The organism is uncultured Paracoccus sp. (assembly GCF_947487305.1).
GTDB lineage: Bacteria > Pseudomonadota > Alphaproteobacteria > Rhodobacterales > Rhodobacteraceae > Paracoccus.
In genome coordinates, this window is record NZ_CANKWH010000016.1 from 21,579 (window position 1) to 44,516 (window position 22,938).

Consider the following 22,938-nt stretch of genomic DNA (forward strand, 5'->3'; position numbering starts at 1 on the left):
CGGATCATACCTCCCTGTGGTTCCGAAAAACTGTGCGGCCCTGCTGGGCGCAGGGCCGCACATCGGGTCAAGGATGCATCACTGTGCGACGCGATGCCAGTCTGCGGCGTTCCACAGCTCGCTGTCCCAAGTGTTCAGGATGACACCGCCAAGCGTGTTCGAATGCGCCGAGACGCGACCGCGATCGACCAGCGGGACGATGACCATGCTGTCCTTGGTCAGCATGTCGTTCATCTGTTTCGCCAGCGTGGCGCGGGCCTCGATCTCGCCGGTCTTGCCCAGTTCGACGACCTTGGCGTCATAGGCCTCGTCGCAGAAACGGTTCACGTTCTCGCCCTGCCACTGATCCTCGGGGCTGGGGATCTTCTCGCAGGTATATTGCGCCAGGTAGGGCTCGGGATCGGTGCCGTCGAAGTTGTTGGCGTACATTTCCACGTCGGCATAGAACTTCTGGAAGGTGTCGGGCGAACCCGCGTCACCGCCGAAGAAGACCGAGCCATCGACGGTCTTCAGCTCGGTATCGACCCCGATTTCCGACCACCACTGCTTGACCAGCGCCTGGAAGTCCTGGCGCACGGCATTGACGCTGGTCTGGTAGAGCAGCTTCAGCTTCATGCCGTCCTTCTCGCGGATGCCGTCGCCTCCGACGGTCCAGCCGGCCTCTTCCAGCAGCGCCTTGGCGCCCTCGATGTCCTGCGGGATGCAGTCGGTATTGTCCGAGGCGAACAGCTCGGGCGCCGGCACCAGGTTGCAGGTCGGGCGGCCAGCGGTGCCGTAACCCACTTCGGTCAGCAGCGTGCGGTCGATGGCCATGGACAGCGCCCGACGGACCTTTTCATCCGACAGGATCGGGTGCGGATGCTTGGTGGTCGAGCGTTCGCCCTCGGGCAGGCTCGAGGACGGGTCGGTCAGGTTCATCTCGATCCGCTCGACCAGCGTGCCGAAGCCGGTCACAAGCTTGCCCTTGCCGGCGGCTTCCATGCTGGCCAGCACGTCGGGTGCCAGCTGCAGGTTCCAGGCATAGTCGAACTCGCCGGTTTCCAGCACCGCCCGGCCCGCCGCTGCGGCATCGCCGCCGCCCTTGAGGTTCACCGTCGCGAAGGCCGGCTTCGACGCATCGCGATATTCGGGGTTGGCTTCCAGCGACACCACGTCATTGGTCTTGAACTCGGTGACGCGGAAGGGGCCGGTGCCGATCGGGTTGAAGTTCTGCTCGGTGCAGCTCGAGGCATTCGAGCCGAGGCAGGGCTCGAACTGGGCCTTTTGCAGGATTGGCGAGGTGGCGCCGGTGAAGGCGGTGAAGGGGTTCGAACGCGGTTCCTTGAAGTTGATCTTGATGGTCAGCGCGTCCGGCGTCTCGATATTGTCGATGCCCTCGTAACGCGCGGCCTGGGCGCAACCCACATCGGGGTTGATGCAATAGCTGGCGGTGAACTTGGCATCCTCCGAGGTGACGGGCGTGCCGTCGGACCATTTCAGCCCTTCCTGCAGCTTCCAGGTGATCGATTTCAGATCCTCGCTGATGCCGCCGTTCTCGAGGCTCGGGATCTCGGCCGCCAGTTTCGGGATGACCTCGCCCTTCTCGTTGAAGCCGGCCAGCCCTTCCAGCACCAGGCTCGAGGCTTCGACGTCCTTGGTGCCCGAGGACAGGTAGGGGTTCATCGTCGACGGCGCCTGCCAGTAGATGATGTTCACCTGTCCGTCGGTGCCGCGCTCGGCAAAGGCGGCGGGGGCCATGACCGCGGTTGCGGCGGCGCCCAGCAGGATGGTTCTGAGTTTCATGAAACAAGCTCCTTGTTGGAAAACCCGGTCAGCGGGCAGTCAAACGCAGGGCGCGCGTCTTTGTGGCGTCGTTCTGACTTGGCGGCGTCGATGGCCGTCACTCCCCTGGCGTTCACCTTCCGGCCTCGTTGAGCGGGCGGAATGGGGTCAGTTTCAGCCGAGACCGTTTCGGAAATCAAGCTTAATTGCGGTTTGAGCAGATCGGGGTTTCAGGTTTGACTTTTGAGGCCGACCCGTTAACCATCTGCCGATCATCATGGATGGGAACGCCGATGCTGGACGAAAAACCCCTTGTTTCCATTGAGAAACTGCGCGTCGAGTTTGAAACCAACGATGGCGTGGTCGTCGGCGTCAAGGATATCAGCTTTGACATCAAGCCGGGCGAATGCGTCTGTGTGGTGGGCGAATCCGGTTCGGGCAAGTCGGTCAGCTCTCTGTCCCTGATGCGGCTGGTCGAATTCGGCGGTGGGACCATCACAAACGGCAAGCTGATGTTCGACCGTGGCAATGGCGAGGTGATCGACCTTGCCAAGCAGAATTCGCCGGTCATGCGCGACATTCGCGGCAACCAGATCGGCATGATCTTCCAGGAGCCGATGACGGCGCTGAACCCGGTCTTCACCGTCGGCGATCAGCTGACCGAGGGGCTGATGGTCCATCGCGGCATGGACAAGAAACAGGCCCGCGCCCGGGCGCTGGAGATCCTGAAACAGGTCCGCATCCCCGAACCCGAGCGGCGGCTGGACCAGTATCCGCATGAACTCTCGGGCGGGATGCGCCAGCGCGTGGTCATTGCCATCGCCATGGCCTGCGAACCGCGCCTCCTGATCTGCGACGAGCCGACCACGGCGCTGGATGTGACCATCCAGGCCGAGATCCTGGCGCTGATCGACCGGCTGAAGCGCGAAAAGCAGATCGCCGTGCTGTTCATCACCCATGACATGGCGGTGGTGGCGCAGATGGCCGACCGGGTGGTGGTCATGTATCGCGGCGACAAGGTCGAGGAGGGGCCGGTCGAGCAGATCTTCGAGGCGCCGCAAAAGGACTATACCAAGATGCTTCTGGCCGCCGTTCCACGGCTGGGGGAAATGACCGGGAAGGCCGCACCCGAGCCGATGCGGCTGATGCGCGACGGCTCGCGCGAGGCGGCGGCGCCGGTGATTTCCAAGGATCCGCGTCCACTGTTGAACGTCGAACACCTGACCACGCGCTTTGCCGTCAAGGGCGGGGTGCTGCGCCGGACGGTCGCGCGGGTCCACGCTGTCGAGGATGTCAGCTTCACCATCAACAACGGCGAGACCATGTCGCTGGTGGGCGAATCGGGATCGGGCAAGTCGACGGTGGCACGATCGATCCTGCGGCTGGTCGAGCCGGAATCGGGCAGCGTGACGCTGGATGGCACGGACATTCTGGCGCTGTCGCAGGGCGGGCTGCGCAAGGCCCGGCGCGATATGCAGATGATCTTTCAGGATCCCTTCGCCAGCCTCGACCCGCATATGAAGCTGTACGATCAGGTGGCCGAGCCGCTGTTGAACTATGGCATCGGCAATCGCTCGGAACGGCAGGACCGGATCGCGGGCCTCTTTGACCGGGTGGAACTGCCGCGCAGCTTCATGCGCCGCTATCCGCACGAGATGTCGGGCGGCCAGCGCCAGCGCATCGCCATCGCCCGCGCGCTTGCCCTGAACCCCAAGCTGATCGTTGCCGACGAGGCCGTCAGCGCGCTGGATGTCTCGGTGCAGGCGCAGGTGCTGAACCTGCTGATGGAGTTGCAGCAGGAACTGGGCATCTCGATGCTGTTCATCAGCCACGACATGGCCGTGGTCGAGCGTGTCAGCCATTATGTCGGCGTCATGTATCTTGGCCGCATCGTCGAGATGGGCACCCGCCAGCAGGTCTTCGAAAACCCGCAGCACAGCTATACCCGGCAGCTGATGCTGGCGGTGCCGGTGGCCGATCCGCGCGAGAAGAAGATCAGCGAGGATCTGAACTTCAAGCCGATTCCCTCGCCCATGCATCCGGTGGATTACGAGGCCCAGCCCTCGCGCTATCGCGAGATCGCGCCGGGGCACCGGGTGCTGATCGACCCCGTCACCCATTCCTGAGCAGGGGTCGGCGCCGGCTCAGGCGCTGGCCACGACCGCCAGGTTGCCATGCGTGACGGGCGCGCGGCGCTGCTGTTTTTCCTTCATCATCAACAGGTCCGACAGGTTCAGCCCGTCCTGCAGCGCGGCCTGCGACCGGGCGTAATGGCTGCCGAAGGTCAGCGTGACCGGCAGGCGCGTGCCGCCGCCCAGATCGACGGTGATGCCGGCAATCTGGTGGCAGACCCGCTCCATCACCCGGCGGCTGTCCTCGGGGGCGACATCGCGCAGGATCATGACGAACTCGTCCCCGCCGACGCGGGCGGCCAGATCGCCGCTGTGCAAGACCCGGCGCATCGCCTCGGCCACCGCGATCAGGCAGCGATCGCCGACCTGATGACCGTGGCTTTCGTTGAAGGCCTTGAACTGGTCGATATCGGCGCTGATGACCACCGCCCCCGCATCTCTGGGCGCCACCGCCTGCCATTTCTCGTAAGCGACGCTGAGACCGCGCCGATTCAAGAGCCCGGTCAGCGGGTCGCGCATCGCCAGACGCGAGAACTTGCGCTCCATCGAGATGGTGCGCAGCGCACCGATCAGCAGCGAGCCGAGGAACACCATGCCGACGACATTGCCGATGGCGACATAATGCAGATAGCCACGGGAGAGGGCGCGCAGGAAATAGTCGGGCCAGATCAACGCCACGACCAGATAGGCCGACATCGACAGGCCCAGCAGAGCCAACGGGATCGTCGCATCGGCATCCCGCTCGACCAGTGAGGCAAAGGCGCGGCGCCAGACGACCGAGACGACGAAACTGACCACCATCGACGAGACGCCGATCACCACGCCATCGCCGCCGATCTGGACCCGGAACAGGATCGCCACGACGACCGTCGCGGTTCCCGCGACCAGCCCGAAAAGGCCGGTGCTGAGACCGATGAACAGGCTGCGCAGGTCGAAGAAGACGCCTTCCTGCAGATGCAGCGGCGACAGCATGGCGGTGCAGCAACCGATGCCGAAGATCAGCCCGAGCAGGGTCGAGCGCAGATGGCCGGGCCCGGTGCGACGGATCAGACCCCCCGCCATGAGCGAGCAGATCGACACGAGGCCGAACTGGTTGAGGACCACAAGTGCATCGCCGATCATTCAGACTGCTTTCCGGGCAACGGCCCCTGACTGCCGCCCGGGCCCACAGGGCGGACCGGATGGACCTCGTTAACGTTTCCGATCACCCTGTTTAGGGTCAGGAGAGTTAACAAATAATTAATTGATTAATTTTGTGCCCGGAAGCGGCGGAATTTTGCTGCGACATAATGCGCGATGGAGATAGTGTTTCGATGAAGGTCCGGCGCCGGGGCTGATCCGCGCCCGGCCCATTGCGACCCGCGCCGAAATCCTTACCCTGTCCGGCGAAGGAGAACCGAGATGCCAGTCAAGAACCGATTTGCCGAACTGCTGCCCGAGATCACGGCATGGCGGCGCGATTTCCACCAACACCCCGAGCTTCTCTACGACGTTCATCGCACCGCCGGCCGCGTGGCAGAATTGCTGCGCGAGTTCGGCGTTGACGAGGTGGTTGAGGGCATCGGGCAGACCGGGGTTGTCGGTGTGATCCGTGGCAAGACCGACAGCAAGGGCCGGGTCATCGGGCTGCGCGCCGATATGGACGCGCTGCCGATCATCGAGCAGACCGGCGTGGAATATGCCTCGAAGACCCCGGGCAAGATGCATGCCTGCGGCCATGACGGCCATACGGCGATGCTGCTGGGCGCGGCCAAGTATCTGGCCGAAACCCGCAACTTCGACGGCACCGCCGTGGTCATCTTCCAGCCGGCCGAAGAGGGCGGGGCCGGGGGGTTGGCGATGATCGAGGACGGGCTGGTCGATCGCTGGGGCATTCAGGAATTCTATGGCATGCACAACATGCCGGGGATGCCGGTCGGCAGCTTCTCGATCCGTCCGGGCGCGATGATGGCGGCGGCTGACCAGTTCGACATCACCGTTACCGGCAAGGGCGGCCATGCGGCGAAGCCGCAATCCACCATAGACCCGGTGCTGGTCTCGGCCCAGATCATCACCGCGCTGCAATCGATCGTCTCGCGCAATGTCGATCCGCTGAAGAATGCCGTGGTCTCGACCTGCGTGGTCTCGACCGATTCCACTGCCTACAATGTCATCCCGCAGGTGGTGCAACTGAAGGGCACCGCGCGCAGCCTTGACCCGGATGTGCGCACCCAGCTGGAAGAGGGGATCACCCGCATCGCGACCAATGTCGCCGCCGCCTTCGGCGCCAAGGCCGAGGTGGTCTACCATCGCGGCTATCCGGTCACGATGAACAATGAAGAGGCGACGGTCTGGGCCGCCGACGTGGCGCGCGGCATCGCCGGTGACATCAACATGGACATGGAGCCGATGATGGGCGGCGAGGATTTCAGCTATATGCTGAACGAGCGCCCCGGGGCCTATATCTGGGTCGGCAATGGCGATACGGCCATGGTTCATCACCCGGCCTATAACTTCAACGACGAGACCATTCCGGCCGGCAGCAGCTGGTATGCCGGCATGGTCGAGGCGCGGATGCCTGCGGCCTGATGTCGCGCCGGGGATGATCCCGGATAAAAGAAAGCGCCCCGGAAGCCTGGCTCCGGGGCGCGTTTACTTGAACCGTTACGCGACGTATTAGGCGCGCTCGCTGTATTCGAAGGTTTCGGTGTTGACGATGATGTCCTCGCCCTCGCCGACGAAGGGCGGGATCGTGATGCGGACGCCATTGTCCAGAATCGCCGGCTTGTAGCTGTTGGCGGCGGTCTGGCCCTTCACCACCGGCTCGGTCTCGACGACCTTGCAGGTGACTTTCTGCGGGATCGACACCGACAAAGCCTCGTCGCCGTAATATTCGACGGTTGCGGTCATGCCATCCTGCAGGAAGGGGCGGCGATCGCCCAGCAGATCGGCGTCCAGTTCCGTCTGCTCATAGGTTTCGCTGTCCATAAAGACCAGCTTGCCATCGGATTCATACAGGAATTGCTGGTCCTTCTGCTCCAGCCGCACCTGCTCGACCTTGTCTTCGCTGCGGAAGCGCTCGTTCAGCTTGCGGCCGTCGCGCAGGTTCTTCAGCTCGACCTGGGCGAAGGCGCCGCCCTTGCCGGGCTTCACATGGTTGACCTTGACGGCTGCCCAGAGGCCCCCGTCATGCTCCAGCGTATTGCCGGGACGAATCTCGTTGCCGTTGATCTTGGGCATTTGAAACCTTGCAAATAGTGCGGAATTTTCGGGCATGCGCCGGTTGACCGGCAATCGCGCGCACCTATATCGGTGCCGGGCCGGGCTGGCAACCTTTTGCGGGTTGACGGCGTTTGCCCTAGCTTACCGGCGCTGTCGCGCAACCGCAAGAAGATGTCGGTCTTGGAATAAAGTCTTGCCGGATGTGTCGATATGCAGTTACTGCATGGCTGTTCTGCACTGGAAGGCATACCGAATCAGGGGTTTGATCGGCTAATCAATGCGGCACCGCAGAAACGCCGGTCGAACAAAACGAACGGCAGGTCCGATGGGCCGGCTGCTAATCAGAATAACAGGACGAACGACATGCGTGATTTCGTTGACGGTTCCGCTTTCAATTTCGAGCAAGGTCAGCGCGCCCGCAAGCTTTTTGCCGCCGTCGTACTGGCGGCGCTGGACGATGCTATTGCCGATGACAAGAAATATGGCAATGGCCCGGAACAGATTGCCCGTTGGGCGCGCTCGCGCGATGGCCGCGAAGTGCTGTCCTGCGCCGGCATCGACCCGAACGAGCGGGTGGTGAAGGGGTTGATGGAATTCGTGTCCAAGGGCGTGCGCACCTCGGTCGCGCTGTCGCGCGAGGAAAGCGAACGCCGCATGGCCGCCGAGGCCGACGAGGCCGAAGCCGCCTGATCCAATGGGACCAACGCCGGTGAACAGGGGCCGCCGCAGGGCGGTCCTTTTCGTTTGCGCGGCTCGTTAAAGCTGCGTCACCACCCGCTGCTCATAAAAGCGCCAGACATCCTCGGCCCGGCAGAGATCGGTGGCGGGCGTCATGCAGGCGGCCGAGGCCGCAGCGGCGCCAAGCGCCAGCGTCTCGGGAACCGGCTGGTTGCGGGCCGTCGCAAGCAGGAAGCCGGCGACGAAGCTGTCACCCGCACCAACGGCGCTGACGACCGGGACCGAGATCGCCTCGGCATGCCAGACGCCCTCGTCCCCGGCGATCACCGACCCATCCGCCCCGCGCGCCACGATCACCGCCCGCGCCACGCCGTCGCGCACCAGCCCGGCGGCAAATTCCGCGCTGTCGCGGCGATGGGGCAGGGGGCGGCCCGCCAGCCCCTCGGCCTCGAGGCTGTCCATGCGCAGCACATCGACCGGCGTGGACGAGGCGGCAATGGCCCGCAGCGCCTCGCCCGAGGTGTCAACCAGCAGACGCGCCGCGCTGTCCTTGAGCCGCACCGCCAGCATCTGCGCAAAGCCCGCCGGCACGCCGGGCGGGTTCGAGCCCGACAGCACCACCCAGCCCCCGGCCCGCGCCGCCTCGGCGATGGCCGACATGGCATCGGCCACATGGGCGCGGTGCCATTCCGGCCCCGGCAGGACAAAGCGGAACTGATGCCCGGTCTCGCGTTCCGACACTGCCAGCGATTGCCTTGTCTCGCCCGGCGCGGTCAGGCGCATGACGCTGAGCCCGTCGGATTTCAGCATGTCGGCGATGCGCGTGCCGGTGGCGCCGCCAAGCGCGACAAGCGCCGTCGATTGCCCGCCAAGGATCTGGATGGCGCGGCTGACATTGATGCCGCCGCCACCCGGATCGACCTCCGGTTTCTCGCAGCGCAGCTTCTGGTCCGGCACCACCCGCTCGATCCCGGTGGACAGGTCCAGCGCCGGGTTCAGCGTGATGGTCAGGATCGGCTCCTGCATCACTCCCACCAGCGGTCGATGGTGGCGATGTCCTCGTCGGACCAGCCGAAATGATGCGCCAGCTCGTGCACCACGATATGCCCGACCAGATCGCCAAGCGTCACGTTCCCGCGCGAGGCCCATTCGTCCAGGATCGCCCGGCGGAACAGCCAGATGATATCCGGCCCGGCCGGCTGGTCGGCAAAGGACTTCTCGGTCAGCGGAATGCCCTCGTAGAGCCCGGTCAGCTCGAAGGCATCATCCACCTGCAGCTCGTCCAGCACCTCTTCCGGGGCGAATTCGGCCACTTGCACGGCCACGTCCTGCGCATGGGCAGTGAAGGCCTCGGGCAGGGCGGCCATCGCGGCGCGGGCCATCGCCTCGATCTCGGCGGCGTCGGGGGCGGTCAGATCGGTCCAGTCGGCCATTCGTTACCTCGCTTCTCTGCCCCTCATATGGACAAAATCCGGCCATTGTGAAAGAGCGGGCGGGTACAGGAGACCGCCATGACCACCACCCGCTTCGCCCCGTCGCCCACCGGCCACATCCATGTGGGCAACCTGCGCACGGCGCTGTTCAACTATCTGATCGCGCGCAAGGCGGGCGGCAGCTTCATCCTGCGGCTCGACGATACCGACCAGGAACGCAGCAAGGAAGAATATGCCGATGGCATCAAGCGTGATCTGGAATGGCTGGGCCTGAACTGGGACCGGGTCGAGCGCCAGTCGCTGCGCCTTGACCGCTATGCCGAGGCGGCCGAACAGCTGCGCGGCAACGGTCGTCTTTACGAGGTGTTCGAGACCCCGACCGAGCTGGACCTGAAGCGGAAGAAGCAGCTGAACATGGGCAAGCCGCCGGTCTATGACCGCGCCGGGCACGCGCTGTCCGAGGCCGACAAGGAGCGCCTGCGGGCCGAGGGGCGCGAGGGCTACTGGCGCTTCCTGCTGGATCAGGAGCGCATCGAATGGACCGATGGCATCCTGGGCGATATTTCCATCGACGCGGCCTCGGTCAGCGATCCGGTGCTGATCCGCGCCGACGGGCAGGTCCTTTATACCTTCGCCAGTTCCGTCGATGACACCGACATGGGCGTCACCGACATCGTGCGCGGTGCCGACCATGTGACGAATACCGCGACCCAGATTCAGATCATCAAGGCCATCGGTGGCACGCCGCCGCGTTTCGCCCATCACAGCCTGTTGACCGGGGCGCAGGGCGAGGAACTGTCGAAGCGCATCGGCGCGCTGTCGATCCGCGACCTGCGCGAGGCGGGCGTGGCGCCCGAGGCGCTCTTGTCGATGATGGCGCGTCTGGGGTCGAGCCAGCCGGTCGAGCTGCGGATGTCGCTGGACGAGCTGGCGGACGGGTTCGACCTGTCGCAATTCGGTGCCTCGCCGACCAAGTTCGACGCCGAGGACCTGTGGCCCCTGACCCGCGAGCGGAATCAGCACCTGCCCTTCGCCGCCGTGCAGGACCGCATCGCCGCACTTGGCGTGCCGGCTGATCTGGCCGAACGCTTCTGGCGCGTGGCCAGCCACAACATTACCAAGCTGGACGATCTGGCAGGCTGGTGGACGATCTTCAGCGACGGCGCCGAGCCGCAGATCGAGCCCGAGGATGCCGATTTCATCGCCGAGGCCATGAAACTCCTGCCGCCGCCGCCCTATACAGATACGACCTGGGGCGAGTGGACCGCCGCAGTGAAAGAGGCGACGGGCCGCAAGGGCAAAGGCCTGTTCATGCCTTTGCGCAAGGCACTGACCGGGCAGGCGCATGGCCCGGAAATGGCCGATGTGATGCCGCTTCTGCAGGTCGTCCGGGCGCGGGGTTGAAGCGGCGGGCCTCCTTTGCCACTTTGCTGATGGGCCTTCGGCTCGCCGGAGGCTGGCGCCGTTTGGTCAGGCCGGCCAGGTCACGTTGACGGCGCCGGCAAGATCGGCGGCCTGCCTGCCTTGCTGGCTGCTAGATCTGCCATCAACAATTCGATCCGGCGTTTGCGATCCTCGGCCTCTGCGATCAGCGCAGAGATACTCTCGTTCTTGGCCGCAAGCGCGGTCATCGCGTCATCGCACGAAATGATATGCCCGCCCGGTTGTGCCCCTATCTGAGCGATCTCGCGCAGTGTGAAGCCAAGGCTCTGCGCCTGTTCGATGAACATCAACAGGCCCACCAGATCCGCCGGGTAGTCGCGATAGCCATTCGCCCTGCGCTCTCCGTTCGGGATAATGCCCTCTCGCTCGTAGAAGCGAATGCGTGAGGTGCTGACGCCGGCTGCTCGGGCAATTTCGCCGATTTTCATGACCAGAGCCCTTGACCTTAAACTTAGGTTCAAACCCTATATCACCTGCGAAGCCCTTTCAAGGATCGCACCAATGTTCGAGTTTGACCACAGTACCGACCTCTTCGCGCCGCTGAGCCTGCCCAATGGTCAGGTCATCCCGAACCGGATCGCCAAGGCGGCGATGGAGGAGAACATGGCCGATGCGGGCCAACTGCCGGGCGAGGCGCTGTGGCGGCTCTATCGTCGCTGGGGCGCGGGCGGTGCCGGTCTGCTGCTGACCGGCAATGTGATGGTCGCCGCCGATGCGATGACCGGCCCCGGCGGTGTGGTGCTGGACGAATGGCAGCCGCTTGAACCCTTCCGGCGGTGGGCCGAAGCCGGTCGGGCGGGAGGCGGGCGGATCTGGATGCAGATCAATCACCCCGGTCGCCAAGTCTTCGCTGCGACCAATCCCGAGGCCATCGCCCCTTCGGCCGTGCCGGTCGCGATCGAGGGGTTCTCGACGCTGTTTGCCCGGCCCCGTGCGATGACTGAGGATGAGATTCAGCGCACCATCGGCCAGTTTGCCGAGAGCGCGGCACTGGCGGAACGCGCTGGGTTCGACGGAGTCGAGATCCATGCCGCCCATGGCTATCTGCTGAGCCAGTTCCTGTCGCCGCTGACCAATCTTCGCAGCGACCGCTGGGGCGGATCGCTGGAGAACCGCGCCCGGATCCTCATCGAAATCGTCCGCGCCACGCGCGCCCGGGTGCCGGCAGGTTTCGGGGTCGGCGTCAAACTGAACTCGGCCGATTTCCAGAAGGGCGGGTTCGAGGCCGAGGATGCGGTCGCGGTGGTCCGTTTGCTGAACGCCGAAGCGGTCGATTTGGTCGAGCTTTCGGGCGGCAGCTATGAAAGCCCGGCGATGCAAGGCCGCCCCGAACGCGCCAGCACTCGTGCCCGTGAGGCCTATTTCGTCGACTTCGCCCGTGATGTCGTGACCGAGGCGCGCATGCCAGTCATGGTCACAGGCGGCATTCGCCGCCGCGCCACCGCAGAGGCGGCGCTTGCCCCAGAAGACGGTCGTCCTGGCGTCGCCATGATTGGCATCGCGACGGCGCTGGCCTATCAGCCCGACCTTCCGAACCGCTGGCGCGGCGCCGAGGCGGTTGCCGAAGTGCCGGTGCTTGGCTGGAGGAAGCCAGCGCTGGCCGGTCTCGCGACCATGGGACTGGCCAAGCTGCAGATGCGCCGGTTGGGGGCGGGTAAGGTGCCAAAACCGGGCGCTTGGGCGCCAGCTGTGCTGATTGCCGACCAGTTGCGCACCCGTCGGAGGAACGGCCAGTACCGCACCTGGCTGAGCCAGCGCCTGACTGCCGAGCGCTAGGGAGGGCGCGGGTTGTGGCGCGGATGGTTTTCCTCGCCATTGTCCCCTCCGCAAATCACCGGAGCCACCGGTGACATGAAAACGGAGATGGCAAGATGCAACGAATTGCCGGGCAGCCGCGACTCCGCTTGCGATACTCGGAAAAAACCCGGAAAAGCCCTGCACTGTAATGACTCTGGGCAAGCCGTAGCAACGGTCGAAGTGGATGCGTAGTATCGAAAACTCCCAAGCAGGCGCTGCTTCGCGGCTATCTGTCGCACCGATGATGGACTGGACTGACCGGAATTGCCGGGTTTTCCACCGGATGATCTCTCGCCGTGCGCTGCTTTATACCGAGATGGTGACGGCGCCGGCGGTCATCCATGGCGAACGGGGGCGCCTGCTCGATTACGCGGCGGTCGAGCATCCCTTGGCCCTGCAACTGGGCGGTTCGGACCCGGCGGAGCTTAGGTCTGCCACGCGGATCGCGGCGGATTGGGGTTATGACGAGATCAACCTGAATGTCGGCTGCCCCAGCGACCGGGTGCAGTCGGGCTGTTTCGGCGCGGTGCTGATGAAGACGCCCGACCTGGTTGCCGATTGCGTCGCGGGCATGATCGCGGAAAGCCCGGTCGAGGTGACGGTGAAATGCCGCATCGGCGTGGACGAGCAGGAACCCGAGGAGGTGCTGCCCGCTTTTCTGGAGAAGATGCAGGTGGCAGGTGTGCGGCGCATCGCCATCCACGCCCGCAAGGCCTGGCTGCAGGGGCTGAGCCCCAAGGACAACCGCGAGATCCCGCCGCTGGACTATCCGCTGGTCCACCGGATGAAGGCGGCCTTTCCCGACCTGCACCTATCGATCAATGGCGGGATCGAGACGCTGGACGCGGTGCGAGATCATCTGGCAGTGATGGACGGGGCCATGCTGGGCCGGGCGGCCTATCATCGGCCCTGGGATATCCTGGGCGAGGCCGATCGGCTGTGGGGCGAGGAACCGCCCTTCACCGACCCGGTCGATGTGGCGCTGGCGATGCGGCCTCTGCTGCTGGACCATCTCGCAGCGGGCGGACGGCTTCACCAGATGACCCGCCACATGCTGGGCCTTTTCCACGGCCGCAGCGGCGCGCGGAACTGGCGGCGGGTGCTGTCGGAAGGCGCCAGCCGTGGCGGGATCGAGGTCTATGACGCCGCCCTGGCCGAGGTGGCGCAGCCGGTCGGCTGAGCCTCAGTGGCTGCCGCACATCGCGTGGCGGAATTCCTGTGCGACCACATAACGGCCATCCTGCAGCACCAATTGCCGCCCGGCGATGGCCTGCTGCAGATGGTCCGTCTCGGCCTTGATGCGCGCGTCATTGTCGACCCGCTGGCGCACGATCATCTGCGGATCGCCCTGCGGTCCCAGGATCAGCGTCGCCCCGCCGCGCAAACGCACGATGCCGCCATCAATGCTCACCAGTCGGTCCTGTGTCACCTCGGCGATGATCGAGAAATCCACATAGCCCTCGCGCCCGACCCGCAGCGTCGGGCGGATCGAGGTGACAACCGGGGGCGACACGCCACCGCCCTTGACCTCGCCCGGGTCGGCCAGTCCCATCTCGCGCGCCAGTCGCGGATCGTCATCGATGGCCAGCGCCAGCGCCTGTGCCTGCCGGCGCACCTCATCCGCCGAGCGCGGCAGCACGGGTGAGATGTCGAACCGCAGCTCCGACAGGGCAAGACCCGGGATGCGCGAGACCGGGATGCTGGGGGCATTCCAGCGCAGCTCGGCTTCGGAGACGATATCGATATCCTCGGGATAGATGCCGCGGTTGCGGAAGGCTTCGATCAGGCTCTCGCGATAGCCATAGCGATCATCCGCCACCAGGATCTGGTCGGCGGTGATCAGCGCGCGCAGGTAATCGGGAAAGCGGATCGAGGCCGGCGGGCAATAATCCAGCGCCCTGATGCAGATTTCCAGAAAATGCCCGGCGGTGGTAGCGGCGATGTGCTGGATCTGCTCGATCAGGTAGCGGTCTGCGACGCCATTGCCCGGCGGCGCAACCAGATCCACCAGCGGCTTGATCCGCCGCATCAGCGCCTGAAGAAAGGCCTCGAACACCGCCGAGGACAACAGCCCGCCGCGCTCATGGGCGGCAAGCTCGGCGGTGACATAGCGCGGCGTGTCGAAGGGCGCGAGACCGGCGTCGTAGTCGTTCGGCTCCACCGTCAGCGTCCGCAGCCCCGATTTCCGCACCAACCGGCCAAGTTCGGGCGCAAGGCTGGTCATGAAGTCGTATTTCAGCCCGCGCTTGCGGAAATCGGCCAGCACATAGGCCAGGTAATTCTGCCGGGTAAAGCGCGACAGCAGCGCCACGATATCGGCGACGGCCTCGTGAAAGGCGAAGACATCCGGATGCACCGGCAAGTCGTAATCCGGTCGCAGCCCGTCCAGCAGCGCGTGCGTCACCTCATGGGCCACCACGTCGCTGGACAGCGCGGTAAAGCGCAGCAGCCGGGCATCGGCCCGGGCGCTGTCGGGGCTGGCACGGTCGAAGCCAAAGCCGATCTCGGCCCGGTCGCGGTCGTAATAGGCATTCAGCGCCCTCTGGGCGAAGGGTCGCAGGCGCAGCGGCGGGTGCGCGTCCTCGGTCCAGAAGGCCCAGGCCACCGGGCGCCCCAGCGCGCGGCGGAACAGTTCATAGACCGACATGGCCGAGAGATAGACATTGCGGCAATGGGTCTCGAAATCGCCCTGATCAAAGCCGAACTCACCGCCCCTGCTGCGGTCGAGATCGGGAAAGCTGCGGTCCAGCCCGGTCTCGAAATCGGTGGCGCTGACGGCAAACAGCTTGCCCTCGGGTCCGGGCCGCAGGGGCTCGTGCGGGATGCTGATCTCGGAAAACGCGCCTTCGGAAATGCGGATCGCGCTGTCGACCGTATAGACCTGACCCTTGCGCAGCGCCGCGGGGATGTTGCCCTTCAGCCGGTAACAGGCCGCGGCCACCCCGGCCTCGCGGCCGATGAACGCGGAGACGGTGCAGCGGGGAAGATCGCCCATGGCTCAGCGCCCGGCCAGCGGAAAGGCAAGGTCGCGCCGGGATGGGTCGCAGTAGAGGCCCGGGGTCTGGTCATTGCCGGGGATCAGCTCGTTCACGCGCAGGCAGAAGTTCGCGTTGCAGCATGTTGATGATGTGCAACTTCATGTCGACATCGGTGCGGGCGTTGCGCATGGCTGGCGATGCCTTGCGCTTGGGCGGCGAGGTCGCCGCCTTTTCCCGGGCCAGGCTCTCGTCATCATCCTTGCGCCGCTCGGCGAACCAGCGGACATGCGCCTCGACCACGTCGCGGTGACGCGAGGTGAGCCGCTGCACGCCGGTGCGCTCACGCTGCTCTGCCAGCTGGTTATAGGCCGCCTCGACCGCGTCGCGCGTAAAGAGTGCCGCAACCGCTTCCGGCCACGCCATCTCGCGGCGTCCGCGCAGGGGCGCGCGCCCCGGTTTGTCACCGACACTGTCCCGCAGGCCCAACAATGCCTGTGCCAGTGCCGCCAGCATGGGCGCGGCCTGATCGGGCGCGGCCGGGCAGACCATCATGCGGATGATCGTCTCGGCCGGCTTCTCCTTGTCCTGCTGTTCGAGCCTGCCGAAATAGCGCATCACCGACAGCGAGCCAGAGGGCAGAAGGATCAGTTGCGGCAGACCCCTGCCATTGCTGGCCCGGGCGATCTCATGGGTGATCTCTTCCTCGGCGGCGGTGCGCCCGGCGCGATCGACCAGCGCCTCATAGCTGCCGATCCGCGTCAGGGCGGGGCCATGCTCCACCGAGGCACGGATGCTTTTGGCGTCGATGAAAGGGGCGATGCGCCAGAAGAAGGCCTCGATCTCGGTCGGGCTGCGCAGGATGCGGAAATCGGTGACCAGTGACATCGGAATTCTCCCCACGGGATCGGGCGAGCGATTATTATATAATGAATTAATATCGGCGGAAACAGAAGATATTTATTCCAATTATAATTGCCGGATTAATCCTATATCTGAAATATTCATGATTAAATTAGTGCATTGTAAATCAAAATGAAATTCCACCATATCGCTGCGCGATGGTGAATATTTCGGGTTTGCTCTCGATCTCATGCCCGAGCCCGAAGCCCGATTGGCCGATTGCCTGCAATAGCTCGCCCGCCAGCCGGCAGATCATCTTGGATCGCGGATGCGCCGAGGCGCAACTGTCCCCGAAGATGCGGAGATGCTCTGCCCGACAACCCTTGGCTGCGCCGCTGGCTCTGGTCAGCAACCGTTTCGATGGGCTAGGATTTGGGCCTGCGCCCTGATGTCCATGACCACCGAGGTTCCGGAATGAGTCGATTTCTTGCCCCCATCTTTTTCCTGATGCTCGCGCAGGCCGCGAACGCCCATGCCGGCCATTCGCATGGCGATGCGCCCGCACCGGCGAAGCCCGCCGCCGAGGCCGCCCAGGCCGTGCCGCAAGATGCCGAAATGATCGGCGGCTGCGACGAGGCTGCGGGGGTGCAGGATGGGTCGGCGCAGGACGCCACTGAAACGGGCGATCAGGCTGCTGCTGACGCGACGGTGATCGAGCGCGAGAGCACTGTCTGCCGCTGATTGTCACCGGCCATCGTTGCGGGGCGGCCCGCGCGGGGTTGGCGACTAAAGTGGCAGGGTGAAACCCGACGATCTCTGCTAGGCTGTCCGAAGATCGGGGGCCGCACCGGATGAGCGACAAGGTCCATATCGAGGAAATCGAACACGCGCTGCGGGGGCGGGCGACCGGGCGTGACGATCTTGTGGCCGAGTCCTGGCGGCGCTGTGTCGAGCTTTACGGCCTCGACCCCGCGCGGCGCGACCCGGCGCATATCGTTACCGATACCGAATTGCGCGAACATCGCGAGCAATCCGAGCGGTTGATCGCCACCGCAAGGTCCGGGCTGCAATCGCTGTTCCGGCAGGTCGCCGGGCAGAATTACGTGCTGCTGCTGTCGGATGCCAAGGGTGTCTGCGTCGATTACTTCGGCGATCCGCAATTCGAGGATGAATTGCGCGGCTCGGGTCTTTTCCTCGGTTCGGACTGGGCCGAGGACCGGGCGGGCACCAGCGCGGTCGGGGCCTGCCTCTATACCGGCCAGCCGCTGACCATCCATCAGACCGACCATTTCGGTATCGCCCATACGCCGCTGTCCTGCACCGCCGCGCCGATCTTTGACAGTCTGGGCAAGCTGACGGCGGTGCTGGACATTTCACTGCTGCGCTCGCCCGGACCGAAATCCAGCCAGCGTCTGGCGATGACGCTGGTGACATCCTCCGCGCGCCGGGTGGAACTGGCGAACCTGATGGCCGAGAGCCGCCGCGAATGGGTGCTGCGGCTGGCCGAGCGGCCCGAGTTTCTGGACGTGGACCCCGAGGCCGCGATCACGCTGGACGGGTCGGGCCGCATCGTCGGCTTTACCGGCGGGGCGGCGGCGATGCTGGCCGAGGGCGGGGCGGGGGCGCTGTTGGGCCAAGGCATCGACAGCTATCTGGACCTGTCGGTCGATGAACTGCCCGACCTGATGCGCGACCGCCCGACCGAGCAGCGGCTGATCCGCACCCGCAACGGCGGGGCGCTGTTCGGCCATGCCATCGCGCCACAGAACCCGCGCATTGGGCGTGTGGTTCCTGCTGCCACCCGGCGTGGCGGGGCGCTGGCGGATCTGGCCGGTGCCGATCCGGAAATGGATGCGCTGCTGGGTCAGGCCGAGCGGCTGGCAGCGACCGATATTCCGCTGGTTCTGACCGGCGAGACTGGCACCGGCAAGACGCGGCTGGGGCGTGCCATCCATACGATCGGGCGCCCCGGAGCGCGTCTTCTGGTCGAGGATTGCGCCCGGCTGGACATCACGCGGCTTGAGGTGGCGATGGCAGGCGGCGAGGTGCGGGCAGGGACGTTGCTCCTGCGCGGGCTGGATAACCTGCCGCCGGATCAGCAGCCGCAGCTTTCGGCCCTGATCGACGACCATCCCGAATGGCGGATCATCGTCTCGGCCCGGCGCGATCTGGCGGGGCTCATCCGCCCTGATCTCCTCTATCGCGTCAGCGGGGCGGTGCTGGCGGTTCCGCCGCTGCGCCAGCGACGGGATTTCGACTGGCTGGTCGACCGGTTGCTGCGCCGGCGCATGTCCGACGATCCGCGCCTGTCCCCCGCCGCCCGCGCCGAACTGGCCGGCCGCAACTGGCCCGGCAATATCCGCGAGCTGGAGCGGGTGCTGGATGTGGCCGTCGCGCTGGCCGGCAGCCCGGTCATCGACCTGACCGACCTGCCGCCGCCGCTTGCTGCCCCGGCGGCGCCGGAGGAGGCCCCGGATGACGAGCTTGAACGGGTGCTGGAAGCCTGTGGCTGGAACATGTCCAAGGCGGCGCGGCGGCTGGGGGTCAACCGCTCGACCATCCTGCGGCGGATGCGCAAGGCCGGGATCGCCGTCCCGCAGTGACGGCGTGTTGCGCGATCTGTTGCGCGCGCAACATCGCCCGCCTGGAAGGCTAGACCAAGGTCGTAAGCGCCGGAATTGGGGACTGCCCGGAATCGCCCCCTTGCGTCACCTTGAACCCATGTTGACAGACGGGAGGAGACGATGCTCGACACAACCGCAAGCGATCGCGTCCAGATCATTCTGGACCGGCTGAACCAGGCGCTGGCCAAGGGCGACACCGCCGCAGCCGCTGCGCTGTTCCTGACCGACAGCTATTGGCGCGATCTGGTCGCCTTTACTTGGAACCTCAAGACCGTCGAGGGGCCCGAGGCGGTCAAGGCCATGCTCGACGCGCAGCTGTCGCAGGTCCAGCCGGTGCGCTTCCAGATCCAGGACGGCGAAGTGCCGGCCGAGGACGCTGGCGTCACCACCGGCTGGATCACCTTCGAGACCGCCAAGGGGCGCGGCTGGGGGCTGGTGCGGATCCGCGAGGACCGCATCTGGACCCTGCTGACCGCGCTGCAGGAATTGAAGGACCATGAGGAGCCGAAGAACTTCCGCCGCCCGATGGGCGCGGAACATGGCGCCGACAAGGATCGCCAGACCTGGAAGGAAAAGCGTGAGCACGAGGATGCGACCCTCGGCTATGAGACCCAGCCCTATACCGTCATCATCGGCGGCGGGCAGGGCGGCATCGCCCTTGGCGCGCGGCTGCGGCAGATGGGCGTGCCGACCATCATCCTCGACAAGCACAACCGACCCGGCGACCAGTGGCGCAGCCGCTACAAGTCGCTGTGCCTGCATGACCCGATCTGGTACGACCACCTGCCCTATCTCAAGTTTCCAGACAACTGGCCGGTCTTCACGCCGAAGGACAAGATCGGCGACTGGCTGGAGATGTACACCAAGGTGATGGAGCTGAATTACTGGACCCGGTCCGAGGTGACAAAGGCCAGCTTCGACGAGGCCAGTGGCAAATGGACGGTCGAGGTCAATCGCGACGGTGAAAAGGTCGTGCTGCAGCCGACGCAACTGGTGCTGGCCACCGGCATGTCGGGCAAGGCTAACAAGCCGAAATTCCCCGGCATGGACGACTTCAAGGGCGAGATCCAGCACAGCTCGGAGCACGAGGGGCCAGACCGCTGGAGCGGCAAGAAGGTGGTGGTCATCGGCTCGAACAACTCGGCCCATGATATCTGCGCCGCCTTGTGGGAAAACGGCGCCGACGTGACCATGGTGCAGCGGTCATCCACCCATATCGTGCGCTCGGACTCGCTGATGGAGATCGGCCTCGGCTCGCTGTACTCCGAAGAGGCGGTGCAGAACGGCATGACGACCGAGAAGGCCGACATGATCTTTGCCTCGCTGCCCTACAAGATCATGCACGAGTTCCAGATCCCGCTGTATGACAAGATGCGCGAGCGGGATGCCGAGTTCTATGCCGGGCTGGAGCGCGCCGGCTTTGATCTCGACTGGGGCGATGACGGCTCGGGCCTGTTCATGAAATACCTGCGCCGCGGCTCGGGCTATTACATTGACGTCGGCGCCAGCCAGTTGATCATCGACGGCAAGGTCAAGCTGGTGAAGGGGCAGGTGGATCAATTCGAGGCTGATGGCGTGGTGCTGTCGGATGGCACGAAGCTCGAGGCCGATCTGATCGTGCTGGCCACCGGCTATGGCTCGATGAATGGCTGGGCCGCCGACCTGATCAGCCGCGAGGTCGCCGACAAGGTGGGCAAGGTCTGGGGCCTCGGTTCGGACACCACCAAGGATCCCGGGCCCTGGGAGGGCGAGCAGCGCAACATGTGGAAGCCGACCCAGCAGCAGAACCTGTGGTTCCACGGCGGCAACCTGCACCAGTCGCGGCACTATTCGCTGTATCTCGCGCTGCAGCTGAAGGCGCGGCATGAGGGGATCGATACCCCCGTCTATGCGCTGCAAGAGGTGCATCACAAGGGCTGACCCCCTTCGCCGCGCCGGCCCGTCGCGCCGGCGCGGCATCTGCCATTTCCCCGAAAGGATCGAGACGATGAAAGCTGCGCGCTGGCATGCCGCACGCGATATCCGCGTGGAAGAAATCGACGAGCCGCAACCCGGCCCCGGCGAGGTCAAGATGAAGGTCGCCTGGACGGGCATTTGCGGCAGCGACCTGCATGAATATCTGGCCGGGCCGATCTTCATTCCGGTGGGGTCCGAGCACCCGCTGAGCCATGATGCCGCGCCCATCGTCATGGGACATGAATACTGCGGCGAGATCACCGAACTGGGTGAGGGCGTCACTGGCCTTGCCATCGGCGATCGGGTGGCGGTCGAGCCGATCTTTGCCTGTGACGACTGCGCGCCCTGCCGCTCGGGCCTTTATAACCTCTGCGAAAAACTGGGCTTCGTCGGCTTGTCTGGCGGCTGGGGCGGATTCGCTGCCTATTCCGTTGTGCCGGCGCGCATGTGCCACAAGATGCCGGACGGACTGTCGATCGAGCAGGGCGCGCTGGTAGAACCTGCCGCGGTCGCCCTGCACGCGATCCGCATCAGCGCGATCAGGCCGGGCGGGACGGCGGCGGTCTTTGGCGCCGGGCCGATCGGTCTTCTGGTGATCGAGGCGCTGAGGGTGGCGGGTGCGACGGCGATCCATGTGGTCGAGCCATCACCCGAGCGCCGGCAGAAGGCGCTGGAACTGGGCGCGACATCGGCCATCGACCCGGCGGGCGAAAACCCGGTCGAGGCGATCCGCAAGGCGACCGGATCGGGCGTCGACGTGGCCTTCGAGGTGACCGGGGTGCCTCGCGTCCTGCCGCAGGCGATCGAGGCGACCCGTTATGACGGGCAGACACTGATCGTGTCGATCTGGGAAAGCGAGGCGTCCTTCCAGCCGAATTCCGTGGTGCTAAAGGAGCGCCAGATCAAGGGCACCATCGCCTATCGCGATGTCTATCCGGCGGTGATGCAGCTGATGCTGCAGGGCTATTTCAGCGCCGAGAAGCTGGTGACCAAGCGCATTGCCATCGATGACATCGTGGCACAGGGCTTCGAGGCGCTGGTGGCCGAGAAGACCCAGATCAAGATCCTGGTCGAAGCCCCGGCCTGAGGTTCGCGCGCCCTATGCCGTCATCTCATGCGCCCAGGGCGGGTTCGCCCCGTGGCGCGAGACGGTGATCGAGGCGGCCTGCGCGCCAAGGGTCAGCGCCGCCAGCAGATGTTCGGCCGCCAGCGACTCCAGCCCCTCCGGGGTCAGCATTCCTTGACGCGACAGGCTGGTCAGCACGCCCGCGTTGAAGGTGTCGCCGGCGCCGATGGTGTCTGCGACCTGCACCCGGAACGAGGGTGCGAACACGGTCTCGCCCGCCCAATGCGCCCGCGCGCCCTCGGAACCCCCGGTCTGCAGCACCACCTTGGGACCAAGCGCCAGAACCGAGCGCGCGGCCTCTTCATGCGAGGCGCCGGGGTGTAGCCATTCCAGATCGTCGCCCGACAGCTTCACGATATCGGCCATGGGCAGCATCCGCGACAGCCGGGCGCGATAGGCGGCCTCGTCCTGGATGAAGAAGGGACGGATGTTCGGATCGAGCATGATCGGCAACCGGCCGCATTCCCGCGCCACCAGCGACTCGACCGCCGCGCCGCAGGGATCGGGAACAAGGCTGATACCACCGGCGAAAAGCGCGGTGATCTGGGAGGGCAGGGCGGGCACCTCGTCGGGGTGCAGCATCCGCCCGGCCGATCCCTCGTCGTAGAAGGAATAGCGCGCCTCGCCGCCCGTGAGCGTCACGAAGGCCAGCGTGGTCAGCCGGTCGGTCCGCGGGCAGAGATCGATATCCACCCCGGCCTCGAGCAGCGGGCGCAGCAATTGTTCGCCAAAGGGATCGCGCGAGATCGGCCAGAAATAGGCGGTGGGGATGCCAAGCCGGCCAAGCGCGACGGTGGTGTTATAGACCGCCCCGCCCGACAGCGGACGGTATTTGCCGTTCTCCGGCACCATGTCGATCAGCGATTCGCCCGTGCACAGGATCATTCTGGCCCTCCCTCGAATAATGCCGGTATGTTAGCGTATGACAATGGCGTGAAACAGCCCCCTTGAGAGGTTGCGGCAAGGAAG

General features: G+C 65.3%; 19 protein-coding genes. 10 read left to right on the top strand and 9 right to left on the bottom strand.

Translation table 11 applies throughout. The features are described 5' to 3' along the window. Nucleotides 1-78 precede the first annotated feature (78 nt). Nucleotides 79-1,782 carry a peptide ABC transporter substrate-binding protein gene (locus Q1A36_RS16690; protein ID WP_299846532.1) on the bottom strand — a complete coding sequence of 568 codons (1,704 nt, stop codon included), beginning with the start codon at nucleotides 1,780-1,782 and terminating at the stop codon, nucleotides 79-81. Nucleotides 1,783-2,054: 272 nt separating this feature from the next. Between Q1A36_RS16690 and Q1A36_RS16695 the strand changes: the two genes are divergently transcribed. Further along, on the top strand, nucleotides 2,055-3,887 hold the full coding sequence (locus tag Q1A36_RS16695) for an ABC transporter ATP-binding protein (protein WP_299846611.1): 1,833 nt from the start codon (nucleotides 2,055-2,057) through the stop codon (nucleotides 3,885-3,887). Nucleotides 3,888-3,905: 18 nt separating this feature from the next. Here Q1A36_RS16695 and Q1A36_RS16700 read toward each other — a convergent pair whose 3' ends face one another. Further along, nucleotides 3,906-5,015 carry a diguanylate cyclase gene (locus Q1A36_RS16700; RefSeq protein WP_299846534.1) on the bottom strand — a complete coding sequence of 370 codons (1,110 nt, stop codon included), beginning with the start codon at nucleotides 5,013-5,015 and terminating at the stop codon, nucleotides 3,906-3,908. A 279-nt stretch (nucleotides 5,016-5,294) separates the two neighbouring features. On the opposite strand from Q1A36_RS16700, the gene Q1A36_RS16705 reads away from it, so the two are divergent. Next, nucleotides 5,295-6,461 (top strand): M20 aminoacylase family protein, encoded by a 1,167-nt coding sequence (locus Q1A36_RS16705; protein WP_299846536.1) that lies wholly within the window; start codon nucleotides 5,295-5,297, stop codon nucleotides 6,459-6,461. Nucleotides 6,462-6,548: 87 nt separating this feature from the next. On the opposite strand, the gene efp is transcribed toward Q1A36_RS16705, so the two are convergent. Then, nucleotides 6,549-7,112, bottom strand: coding sequence for an elongation factor P (efp, locus tag Q1A36_RS16710; RefSeq protein ID WP_299846538.1), 564 nt, complete (start codon nucleotides 7,110-7,112; stop codon nucleotides 6,549-6,551). 345 nt (nucleotides 7,113-7,457) lie between these two features. Here efp and Q1A36_RS16715 point away from each other — a divergent pair, with 345 nt between their 5' ends. After that, the gene (locus Q1A36_RS16715; protein ID WP_101752457.1) at nucleotides 7,458-7,784 is read left to right on the top strand and encodes a DUF6280 family protein; all 327 of its coding nucleotides are present in this window, start codon (nucleotides 7,458-7,460) and stop codon (nucleotides 7,782-7,784) included. A 66-nt stretch (nucleotides 7,785-7,850) separates the two neighbouring features. Here Q1A36_RS16715 and Q1A36_RS16720 read toward each other — a convergent pair whose 3' ends face one another. Together Q1A36_RS16720 and Q1A36_RS16725 are read right to left on the bottom strand one after the other, a co-directional pair. Beyond that, nucleotides 7,851-8,798: a 1-phosphofructokinase family hexose kinase gene (locus Q1A36_RS16720; protein WP_299846543.1), complete on the bottom strand. Its 948-nt coding sequence runs from the start codon at nucleotides 8,796-8,798 to the stop codon at nucleotides 7,851-7,853. After that, complete coding sequence (locus Q1A36_RS16725; protein ID WP_299846545.1) at nucleotides 8,798-9,205, bottom strand: metallopeptidase family protein; 408 nt, start codon at nucleotides 9,203-9,205, stop codon at nucleotides 8,798-8,800. Before Q1A36_RS16725 ends, Q1A36_RS16720 begins: the two co-directional genes overlap by 1 nt. Nucleotides 9,206-9,283: 78 nt before the next feature. Between Q1A36_RS16725 and gltX the strand changes: the two genes are divergently transcribed. After that, on the top strand, nucleotides 9,284-10,609 hold the full coding sequence (gltX, locus tag Q1A36_RS16730) for a glutamate--tRNA ligase (RefSeq protein WP_299846547.1): 1,326 nt from the start codon (nucleotides 9,284-9,286) through the stop codon (nucleotides 10,607-10,609). Between the two features lie 80 nt (nucleotides 10,610-10,689). On the opposite strand, the gene Q1A36_RS16735 is transcribed toward gltX, so the two are convergent. Beyond that, on the bottom strand, nucleotides 10,690-11,076 hold the full coding sequence (locus tag Q1A36_RS16735; protein ID WP_299846549.1) for a MerR family transcriptional regulator: 387 nt from the start codon (nucleotides 11,074-11,076) through the stop codon (nucleotides 10,690-10,692). Between the two features lie 73 nt (nucleotides 11,077-11,149). On the opposite strand from Q1A36_RS16735, the gene Q1A36_RS16740 reads away from it, so the two are divergent. Then, nucleotides 11,150-12,424 carry an NADH:flavin oxidoreductase/NADH oxidase family protein gene (locus Q1A36_RS16740; protein WP_299846551.1) on the top strand — a complete coding sequence of 425 codons (1,275 nt, stop codon included), beginning with the start codon at nucleotides 11,150-11,152 and terminating at the stop codon, nucleotides 12,422-12,424. A 205-nt stretch (nucleotides 12,425-12,629) separates the two neighbouring features. Next, nucleotides 12,630-13,625, top strand: coding sequence for a tRNA dihydrouridine(20/20a) synthase DusA (gene dusA, locus Q1A36_RS16745; RefSeq protein ID WP_299846553.1), 996 nt, complete (start codon nucleotides 12,630-12,632; stop codon nucleotides 13,623-13,625). Between the two features lie 3 nt (nucleotides 13,626-13,628). Here dusA and Q1A36_RS16750 read toward each other — a convergent pair whose 3' ends face one another. Then, a complete protein-coding gene (locus tag Q1A36_RS16750; RefSeq protein WP_299846555.1) occupies nucleotides 13,629-15,440 on the bottom strand; it encodes a hypothetical protein in 1,812 nt (603 codons plus the stop codon). Between the two features lie 70 nt (nucleotides 15,441-15,510). Continuing rightward, nucleotides 15,511-16,308, bottom strand: a complete 798-nt coding sequence (locus Q1A36_RS16755) for a hypothetical protein (protein ID WP_299846557.1) — start codon at nucleotides 16,306-16,308, stop codon at nucleotides 15,511-15,513. A 429-nt stretch (nucleotides 16,309-16,737) separates the two neighbouring features. On the opposite strand from Q1A36_RS16755, the gene Q1A36_RS16760 reads away from it, so the two are divergent. From Q1A36_RS16760 to Q1A36_RS16775, 4 genes are all read left to right on the top strand, one after another. Continuing rightward, complete coding sequence (locus Q1A36_RS16760) at nucleotides 16,738-17,004, top strand: hypothetical protein (protein ID WP_299846559.1); 267 nt, start codon at nucleotides 16,738-16,740, stop codon at nucleotides 17,002-17,004. Between the two features lie 110 nt (nucleotides 17,005-17,114). Continuing rightward, nucleotides 17,115-18,866, top strand: coding sequence for a sigma-54-dependent Fis family transcriptional regulator (locus tag Q1A36_RS16765; RefSeq protein ID WP_299846560.1), 1,752 nt, complete (start codon nucleotides 17,115-17,117; stop codon nucleotides 18,864-18,866). 141 nt (nucleotides 18,867-19,007) lie between these two features. Further along, complete coding sequence (locus Q1A36_RS16770; protein ID WP_299846562.1) at nucleotides 19,008-20,807, top strand: NAD(P)/FAD-dependent oxidoreductase; 1,800 nt, start codon at nucleotides 19,008-19,010, stop codon at nucleotides 20,805-20,807. Nucleotides 20,808-20,874: 67 nt separating this feature from the next. After that, a complete protein-coding gene (locus Q1A36_RS16775) occupies nucleotides 20,875-21,930 on the top strand; it encodes a 2,3-butanediol dehydrogenase (RefSeq protein ID WP_299846564.1) in 1,056 nt (351 codons plus the stop codon). Between the two features lie 12 nt (nucleotides 21,931-21,942). Here Q1A36_RS16775 and Q1A36_RS16780 read toward each other — a convergent pair whose 3' ends face one another. Beyond that, nucleotides 21,943-22,854: a carbohydrate kinase gene (locus tag Q1A36_RS16780; protein ID WP_299846566.1), complete on the bottom strand. Its 912-nt coding sequence runs from the start codon at nucleotides 22,852-22,854 to the stop codon at nucleotides 21,943-21,945. Nucleotides 22,855-22,938 lie beyond the last annotated feature (84 nt).

Bases quoted from the DNA above. Each gene is read 5' to 3' on its own strand.
- Q1A36_RS16770 (WP_299846562.1), top strand. From the start codon at position 19,008: ATGCTCGACACAACCGCAAGCGATCGCGTCCAGATCATTCTGGACCGG.
- Q1A36_RS16765 (WP_299846560.1), top strand. From the start codon at position 17,115: ATGAGCGACAAGGTCCATATCGAGGAAATCGAACACGCGCTGCGGGGG.
- efp (WP_299846538.1), bottom strand. From the start codon at position 7,112: ATGCCCAAGATCAACGGCAACGAGATTCGTCCCGGCAATACGCTGGAG.
- Q1A36_RS16735 (WP_299846549.1), bottom strand. From the start codon at position 11,076: ATGAAAATCGGCGAAATTGCCCGAGCAGCCGGCGTCAGCACCTCACGC.
- Q1A36_RS16740 (WP_299846551.1), top strand. From the start codon at position 11,150: ATGTTCGAGTTTGACCACAGTACCGACCTCTTCGCGCCGCTGAGCCTG.
- Q1A36_RS16775 (WP_299846564.1), top strand. From the start codon at position 20,875: ATGAAAGCTGCGCGCTGGCATGCCGCACGCGATATCCGCGTGGAAGAA.
- Q1A36_RS16760 (WP_299846559.1), top strand. From the start codon at position 16,738: ATGAGTCGATTTCTTGCCCCCATCTTTTTCCTGATGCTCGCGCAGGCC.
- Q1A36_RS16720 (WP_299846543.1), bottom strand. From the start codon at position 8,798: ATGCAGGAGCCGATCCTGACCATCACGCTGAACCCGGCGCTGGACCTG.
- Q1A36_RS16705 (WP_299846536.1), top strand. From the start codon at position 5,295: ATGCCAGTCAAGAACCGATTTGCCGAACTGCTGCCCGAGATCACGGCA.
- Q1A36_RS16755 (WP_299846557.1), bottom strand. From the start codon at position 16,308: ATGTCACTGGTCACCGATTTCCGCATCCTGCGCAGCCCGACCGAGATC.
- Q1A36_RS16780 (WP_299846566.1), bottom strand. From the start codon at position 22,854: ATGATCCTGTGCACGGGCGAATCGCTGATCGACATGGTGCCGGAGAAC.
- Q1A36_RS16690 (WP_299846532.1), bottom strand. From the start codon at position 1,782: ATGAAACTCAGAACCATCCTGCTGGGCGCCGCCGCAACCGCGGTCATG.
- gltX (WP_299846547.1), top strand. From the start codon at position 9,284: ATGACCACCACCCGCTTCGCCCCGTCGCCCACCGGCCACATCCATGTG.
- Q1A36_RS16725 (WP_299846545.1), bottom strand. From the start codon at position 9,205: ATGGCCGACTGGACCGATCTGACCGCCCCCGACGCCGCCGAGATCGAG.
- Q1A36_RS16715 (WP_101752457.1), top strand. From the start codon at position 7,458: ATGCGTGATTTCGTTGACGGTTCCGCTTTCAATTTCGAGCAAGGTCAG.
- Q1A36_RS16695 (WP_299846611.1), top strand. From the start codon at position 2,055: ATGCTGGACGAAAAACCCCTTGTTTCCATTGAGAAACTGCGCGTCGAG.
- Q1A36_RS16750 (WP_299846555.1), bottom strand. From the start codon at position 15,440: ATGGGCGATCTTCCCCGCTGCACCGTCTCCGCGTTCATCGGCCGCGAG.
- dusA (WP_299846553.1), top strand. From the start codon at position 12,630: ATGCGTAGTATCGAAAACTCCCAAGCAGGCGCTGCTTCGCGGCTATCT.
- Q1A36_RS16700 (WP_299846534.1), bottom strand. From the start codon at position 5,015: ATGATCGGCGATGCACTTGTGGTCCTCAACCAGTTCGGCCTCGTGTCG.